The sequence below is a fragment of the Leuconostoc sp. UCMA20149 genome, assembly GCF_030400235.1.
GTDB lineage: Bacteria > Bacillota > Bacilli > Lactobacillales > Lactobacillaceae > Leuconostoc > Leuconostoc pseudomesenteroides.
Genome location: NZ_VJYC01000029.1, coordinates 1 through 5,998, shown reverse-complemented (window position 1 = coordinate 5,998; position 5,998 = coordinate 1). Strand labels below are relative to the sequence as shown.

At 34.7% G+C, this 5,998-nt stretch carries 11 protein-coding genes; 1 reads left to right on the top strand and 10 read right to left on the bottom strand.

The features are described 5' to 3' along the window. Positions 1–280: 280 nt before the first annotated feature. From FF105_RS11350 to FF105_RS11340, 3 genes are read right to left on the bottom strand one after another with little or no spacing between them, the layout of a single operon-like run. A complete protein-coding gene (locus FF105_RS11350; RefSeq protein WP_200136513.1) occupies positions 281–442 on the bottom strand; it encodes a hypothetical protein in 162 nt (53 codons plus the stop codon). A 6-nt stretch (positions 443–448) separates the two neighbouring features. After that, positions 449–598 carry a hypothetical protein gene (locus FF105_RS11345; RefSeq protein ID WP_188353683.1) on the bottom strand — a complete coding sequence of 50 codons (150 nt, stop codon included), beginning with the start codon at positions 596–598 and terminating at the stop codon, positions 449–451. 42 nt (positions 599–640) lie between these two features. Then, positions 641–1,147, bottom strand: coding sequence for a hypothetical protein (locus tag FF105_RS11340; protein WP_010291516.1), 507 nt, complete (start codon positions 1,145–1,147; stop codon positions 641–643). 153 nt (positions 1,148–1,300) lie between these two features. On the opposite strand from FF105_RS11340, the gene FF105_RS11335 reads away from it, so the two are divergent. Next, entirely contained in the window at positions 1,301–1,534 is a 234-nt protein-coding gene (locus FF105_RS11335) for a hypothetical protein (protein ID WP_010291515.1), read from the top strand. Here the strand turns inward: FF105_RS11335 and FF105_RS11330 are convergent, their stop codons facing one another. From FF105_RS11330 to FF105_RS11675, 7 genes are all read right to left on the bottom strand, one after another. Beyond that, on the bottom strand, positions 1,535–2,749 hold the full coding sequence (locus FF105_RS11330) for a helix-turn-helix domain-containing protein (protein ID WP_188353682.1): 1,215 nt from the start codon (positions 2,747–2,749) through the stop codon (positions 1,535–1,537). It abuts the gene before it with no gap. Continuing rightward, on the bottom strand, positions 2,749–2,919 hold the full coding sequence (locus tag FF105_RS11325) for a hypothetical protein (RefSeq protein WP_010291512.1): 171 nt from the start codon (positions 2,917–2,919) through the stop codon (positions 2,749–2,751). The genes FF105_RS11330 and FF105_RS11325 overlap by 1 nt, the downstream gene beginning before the upstream one ends. 112 nt (positions 2,920–3,031) lie before the next feature. Continuing rightward, positions 3,032–3,658, bottom strand: coding sequence for a hypothetical protein (locus FF105_RS11320; RefSeq protein ID WP_200136511.1), 627 nt, complete (start codon positions 3,656–3,658; stop codon positions 3,032–3,034). A gap of 598 nt (positions 3,659–4,256) precedes the next feature. After that, positions 4,257–4,673, bottom strand: coding sequence for a DUF722 domain-containing protein (locus FF105_RS11315; RefSeq protein ID WP_188353680.1), 417 nt, complete (start codon positions 4,671–4,673; stop codon positions 4,257–4,259). Positions 4,674–4,876: 203 nt separating this feature from the next. After that, complete coding sequence (locus tag FF105_RS11310) at positions 4,877–4,999, bottom strand: hypothetical protein (RefSeq protein WP_010291508.1); 123 nt, start codon at positions 4,997–4,999, stop codon at positions 4,877–4,879. A gap of 627 nt (positions 5,000–5,626) precedes the next feature. Then, positions 5,627–5,872 carry a putative HNHc nuclease gene (locus FF105_RS11300; protein ID WP_260351417.1) on the bottom strand — a complete coding sequence of 82 codons (246 nt, stop codon included), beginning with the start codon at positions 5,870–5,872 and terminating at the stop codon, positions 5,627–5,629. 40 nt (positions 5,873–5,912) lie between these two features. Next, a partial coding sequence (locus FF105_RS11675) for an IS3 family transposase (RefSeq protein ID WP_442915988.1) occupies positions 5,913–5,998 on the bottom strand: 86 nt, incomplete at its 5' end.

Genomic DNA, 5,998 nt, shown 5'->3' with positions numbered 1-5,998 from the left:
TCCTTCTTGGTGAAGTTTAACCAGTGAATCTTTAAAATCTTGTGAATAACGAATTGACATAAAAATACTCCTATACTTTCATTTTACGGACTGAATAAAAATAGTCCATTTTTTTAGTATAAGAGCATTATTTCTCCTTAATAGTTGTTTCTCGTTACGGCTTAGTATGCGATTGAACATTAAACATTGCATAACGTTCTCCTCACTGCTTAGTTGGTTTAGTTGGCTCACGCTGAGAATGCCGATTTGGATAAAGCTTTCTTAAATAAAGATAGTCAAGTTATTTTCTAACATCATCATCACTAAAATAAAGTTTTTTATATCGAAGTATAGATTCAACGCTATCGCCACGTTTGATTAAAAGTGGTTCAATGTGTCGTTCCCATTGTTTTAACTTGTCACGTAAGTCTTTTGCTTTTTGAGCATCAACACGTTCTTGCAATGTTTTTTAATGTTGGTTGAAAATGTCATCATGCCACCATACGCCAACAATAGAAATCAGTAACGCACTCAACACCATAAACAACCACAAATGCCAATACTTTATAAACATTTCTCCTTGTGTTAAGTGAATCCAATCATGTATAAATTGTTTCATCTTTTCTCCTCATTCACTGCAAAATAAAAAGCGCTTATGCGCTTAATCAATTTGAATACACGTGCTGGTTCTGTCTTGAATATCAAATAAATTGGATGGCGGTTCGCTTCCATCAAATATCAATATACGTAGTTGTGAAGTGTCATTACTTAAAGCCCGCTTCAAATTGTAAAACATTACTCCGTCTGAGTGTTCAACAGAGTTATTTATCTTCAAATACACACTAACATCATAACTAATTGGCAAACAGTTATATTGGTCCCAGCGATGTGACAGTATATTTTTACCAAAAATAGATACTTCAGAAGGCGTTTTCAAGTTTATATTATAATGATATGAATATTGTTCAAATGTTTTCTTTATGAGTTGTTGAGCATAATAATAACTGTGAACCCTTAAAAGAATTCCCGCTTTGCCAGACATTTTTAAGGCAAAAACAAATGTCGTCAATATAATTTTTTTGATATCCTCTCCATATATCAAAACTGAGTTAATCTTCTCAGTTTCATACAGTTGAGTCAATTTTTTGTATGCCTCTTTTTGATTCACATTTCCAGCCTCCAATAGCAGTAATTATACTACTAGAGAGACGTGGGTTGGATTAGAAATTGCAGATTGTATATTTTTCAAGCGTTATTTACATTAACCTAATTTTTTGGATTAAAATATTAGTAACATAATCTAAATTAAGGATATACAATTATGATCAATATAATTATTGACTTATTAAAAGTGCTCATCATCGTAACCGCTATAGGAACTGTTATATCATTTTATCCTGCTCGCGCATCATTCACGAATGCTCAACAAACATGGATAATGCTGTTGTTATTAGTCGCCTTGCTTTTCATGGTATTTGAATTGGTTTCAGGCGGCGCTTTAGAATTCATTAACCACTTTTTTGAAAGCATTGATGAGATGACTCACTACTTTTAGTTAAACGTGCCACTCGGCAACTAACTTGTCGCTATCATACTCAAGTGCATATAGCTCTTTCTTGGATAACGTCCAACCGTTCATGATTTCATAATTGTCATTCGGCTTAACTGTTCCGAGTTGTCGACTAATCACGCCACCCTCATCAACTATCTTTTCCTTATGGAAATGACCTTTGTGGATTTCACGACTATGAGATAGTGACCAGACACCACCGAACTCATTAGCAAATAGCATAGGCAAGTTCTTAGGTGCTAAGTCACCATGAGCTAACATGATACCCACGTTATCCAACAAATAAGCATCACGGAACTGGATATTGTTCTTGATAACAACTTGTGGGTACTTGGCTTTCAAATACTCCATGAACATGTACTCCATGTTGCCTGAATGATTGCCCGCCATTTGTTTGATGTGAAGCGTTGTATTGTTTTGCAATGCAGCAGTTACCAGCACGTCAAAGAACTGTTTAGCATCCTCAACAGCTTGTACCATATTGACTTCATCAACTAGCGTGCCTTTTAAAGTCTGTGATGACCACATCTGACTAGAATGGAATAGATCACCAAGCTGTTCAATCACAATCGTTTTGTATCCCTTATTGATAAGCTCTAAAAGCCTATCTAAGTGACCTTTAACATCAAGCATGCTAGTTGTTATACCAAAATGTAAGTCAGGAAGCGGTACAACCAAATTGTGCGTATCTCGTGCAACCTGTTTGACTGTGTATGGCTTAATGTCTGCTTTGAACAGATTAACAATATCTTGTGGTGTTAATTCATCATCTAGCTTTGGCTTAACATTAACCTTTAACTGGAAGTTCCACTTTGGTCCATTGTCTGTTTGTGTCGTCCATTGGTTTGGAATTGCTGACACGATATGCCAGTCGTTGACATCAAGATTAAGATACTCAAGGATATCTTCTGGTGTCTTTTGTGTCTGCTCATTCAGTAGTAGATACTTGGCTGTGATTTTAATATCATCAACCTTGCCGTCGCTAACATAGCTATATTGAGGCTCGATACTAAAATGGCCATTTTCGTCATTATGAGGTTGTGGTGCTTTTACGCTTGCGTATCGTTGCACGGAACGTCTCGTATAATAAACGCCTGTTTCATCATAAAGTTTTTCAACTATGTTTCTTGAATCAAGTCCTTGCTTACTCAATTCTTGAACACGCTTCTTTAATTCATCAGTCCATTTTGTGTAGCCCATTATCGCCACTTCCTATCATCATAAAAGGCATCTTTGCGCTTGTCTGTATTCGACTTGCGTTTAGATGCCTTCTTGTGCTTCTTGTTATATTTTTGTTGCCTGTCTAGCCTGCGGTAGATGTTTAATTCATCATTACTGGCGACAAGTCCATAATCGTCATCTTTTTTCATAGTTTTCTCCAAATAAAAAGTCCAACTTGCGTATCTATAACAAATACACGAATTGGACAGCGTGATTTTAGTGATAAGAAAGTTATCAAATATTAACTATCACAAAATTTTTCTACGAGTGTTTTCCTTCAATTTTCTTGACTTGTTTCGACAAATCTTCTGTTACATCCTGAATCAACTGTTTGTATTTTGAATACATATTATTTTGTATGTAAATAAAAGTTTTCAACGTCTCTTGATCCGAAATAGATTTATTCTCGTTTAAAAGGTTGGGTTGAGCTTTTTCGACTAATGTATCAAATGAAGCCTTTGATAAATTTTGCATTTCTCCCCATTTCTCACCTGTGCTATCGGACGAAAACGGAATTAGAATATCAACATTTCTAAAATCTTTATTATTTAACATATTATACGAGTATAACTTACTCAATATAGTTAATTTTCTTTTCAAAAACTCATCACTACTGTCAACTGATTTCATTTGATATTCGCTAATTATACTGGATAAATAATCATCTAATCCATTGTAATAAACTACTAAGTCTTTAGATAATTCCTGATCTTTGTCAATTCTCATTCGTGTTATGTATTCTCTGTTAGATCGATTAGTCTCATAATTTTGTTGAATGATAACTGGAACAAATGCTATAAGCCCACCGATAATGGTGGCTAGTAAACTCATAGCACCATTGGCTAAAATGTTACGATCAATTCTTTTTGTTTTTGATTTTGTTTTCACAAGAAATTTCAATCCGTCCTAAAAACATAGTCGTTCACCAGTTAAACCGGAATGAATGAATGAATTCATTTCAAATTTGTGTTTTTATAATCGTTACTTAAAATTAGATTATTTTTTCTTTATGATATTAACAAAGTATAAATGCTTTAGCAACCTGAAAAAGTGTCCAATCTATTAGAAAATTTTTTTAGTATTAACAATGTATATTATTTTTTTAAAACTACCACTATTTACGCAATCGCAGACAAGCGACTACTGGTTTGTAATAGTCAACGTAAATACTATTGGCAATATTACACATTTTTATTATTTACAAATCACCCGGTATCTTAACATAAGTCACGTTTGCTTTTAATGAATGAGCAATAACCCCAAATAAAAAAGAACGTCGTCGGCGTTCTTCGGTGTTGTCGATATTTCAATCAACGTATTTTGTTATGATTTGTACTCCCCAGGAGTATTGTGGGTGCTTCGCTAATAAACCCCACAGAAGTATATTACTACTTCATCAGTATTTTTTGTTAACTATTTGATGATACAAAAATAGCACCGTTTTCAAGCTAAAAACTTTCACAAAACTCGCGTCTTTTTGAGACTTTCAGTTTTCCACAGCTCGACTAGCAAAAACAGAAGTCCTATAAATCTGTTTAATTCTCTGCATATCTCGGTAGCACTGACTCTCTGACTTTGACAATATGCTTGCCACTTGAAGCCAGCTTCGCTTTCTTCTACGATCATAACGCAATTCAAGCATGGCTCTTTCTTCACTGGTCAGCACCTTTAGGAAATTAGTCATAAACCATCTGTCTCTAATGAATGATTGCAAAATATAATCGCTTTCCTGAATGATGTTGTCATTTTCAGTTTGAATGTTACGCTTATTTTCTGCCTTTCCACCGCCTATATTTTCATCAAATGACGTTGGCGTTTCAAGTTCTCTAATGCGTAGCCTAATCTGCATTTCGATCACGCTCGAGAAATAATCACTTAGATATTTATCAATCCTGTCCGCCATTTTTCGCTCTTCTTTCTACATGTTATAATATTAAAAACGTTAGGAGGTACTATGACCTTATTACTACTTCACGCTTTAATTTACTTTATGATTTTTCTATTGCTGATCACTCTTCTGATTGGCTTTTTAATACATAGCCGTGGCACGAAAGCGATTTCTATTTTCGGTATAACAATACAAGTATTGATGCTTGTCTACATAAATCACTTATAGTGAGTTTTCATTTCTGTCACAAATTTCATCACGATATGCACCGCTGCGACCATTGCTGACAAATACATGCCCAACTCAATCGCATGCTGTAAGTTGTGTCCTATTTCAATCATCAATTTGCATTTATCTCCTTTTTTGTTAGAATAATATTTTGTATAAAATTTGGGGGAATCGTATGACCTATGTCATTTCATTTGCAATCATTATTTTTTTAGTGCTAATTATAGGTATTGTCATTAAAAACAGCCACATAATTTTTTGGTCCGCCATCGGGCTCTGTTGGCAAGCAATCATAATTTTTCTTCTAGCCACAGTGTTCATTTTTGTCTGATGGCTTTTTTGTTACAATTAGCTCGTATATTTCCAATCTTGGATTTGATGTATCGATATAAAAATCTTCGTCAAACCCCTTGATGTGTTTTATGTTGTCATTTTGTAAAAATATGTTGCCTCGCACCTTAGCTGTCTGCATACCGTCAAAAATAAACTTCTTGAGAAACGCCCAATTATCTGGATCTATTCTGCCATCTGGTAAATACTAATCAAGTTTCAATTTGCACGGCCATTCAAAAGCTATATTATCGACCATAGCCTGTGAAAAAACGTTTCTGGTGTAAAAGTAGTAGCGAGACGTTTTAAACGTGCTCCTGCATACCTATTTTTTCGTTCTGCGTCAATATATTTGTTTATCGTCACCTGTTTAAGAAACGTTAAATCTAAAATTACTTTATTCAGTTTGTTCACCTCATATTCAGTCCATGTGCCAAAGCTATTTTTTCGTCAATCTTGATACCGTTCAGGTGGTACTTATTCATGAATGACTGAATGCCTATCTTATGTTGCTCTTGATGATGTTCACGGCACAGGCTCATTGATCGTAATCCTAAATGTTTTATCTTCTGACGATTGCCGCCGTTAGCACCCACACTATCAACGTGTGCAAAATCGGCGTGAGACTTACCACAAATCACACAGCGCTTGTCTATGCTCAGAAGTCAATAAATTGGACTATTTTTATTCAGTTACTTAGGCAACATTTGAGATACGATTGCGATTATAAAAATTGATATAACAACCAATGGCTGCTTGGACTTCAGTTAATGTTTGGTATG

Excerpts from the sequence above, each read along its gene's own strand:
- FF105_RS11315 (WP_188353680.1), bottom strand. The coding sequence starts at position 4,673 with ATGGCGGACAGGATTGATAAATATCTAAGTGATTATTTCTCGAGCGTG.
- FF105_RS11330 (WP_188353682.1), bottom strand. The coding sequence starts at position 2,749 with ATGGGCTACACAAAATGGACTGATGAATTAAAGAAGCGTGTTCAAGAA.
- FF105_RS11335 (WP_010291515.1), top strand. The coding sequence starts at position 1,301 with ATGATCAATATAATTATTGACTTATTAAAAGTGCTCATCATCGTAACC.
- FF105_RS11310 (WP_010291508.1), bottom strand. The coding sequence starts at position 4,999 with ATGATTGAAATAGGACACAACTTACAGCATGCGATTGAGTTGGGCATG.
- FF105_RS11325 (WP_010291512.1), bottom strand. The coding sequence starts at position 2,919 with ATGAAAAAAGATGACGATTATGGACTTGTCGCCAGTAATGATGAATTA.
- FF105_RS11345 (WP_188353683.1), bottom strand. The coding sequence starts at position 598 with ATGAAACAATTTATACATGATTGGATTCACTTAACACAAGGAGAAATG.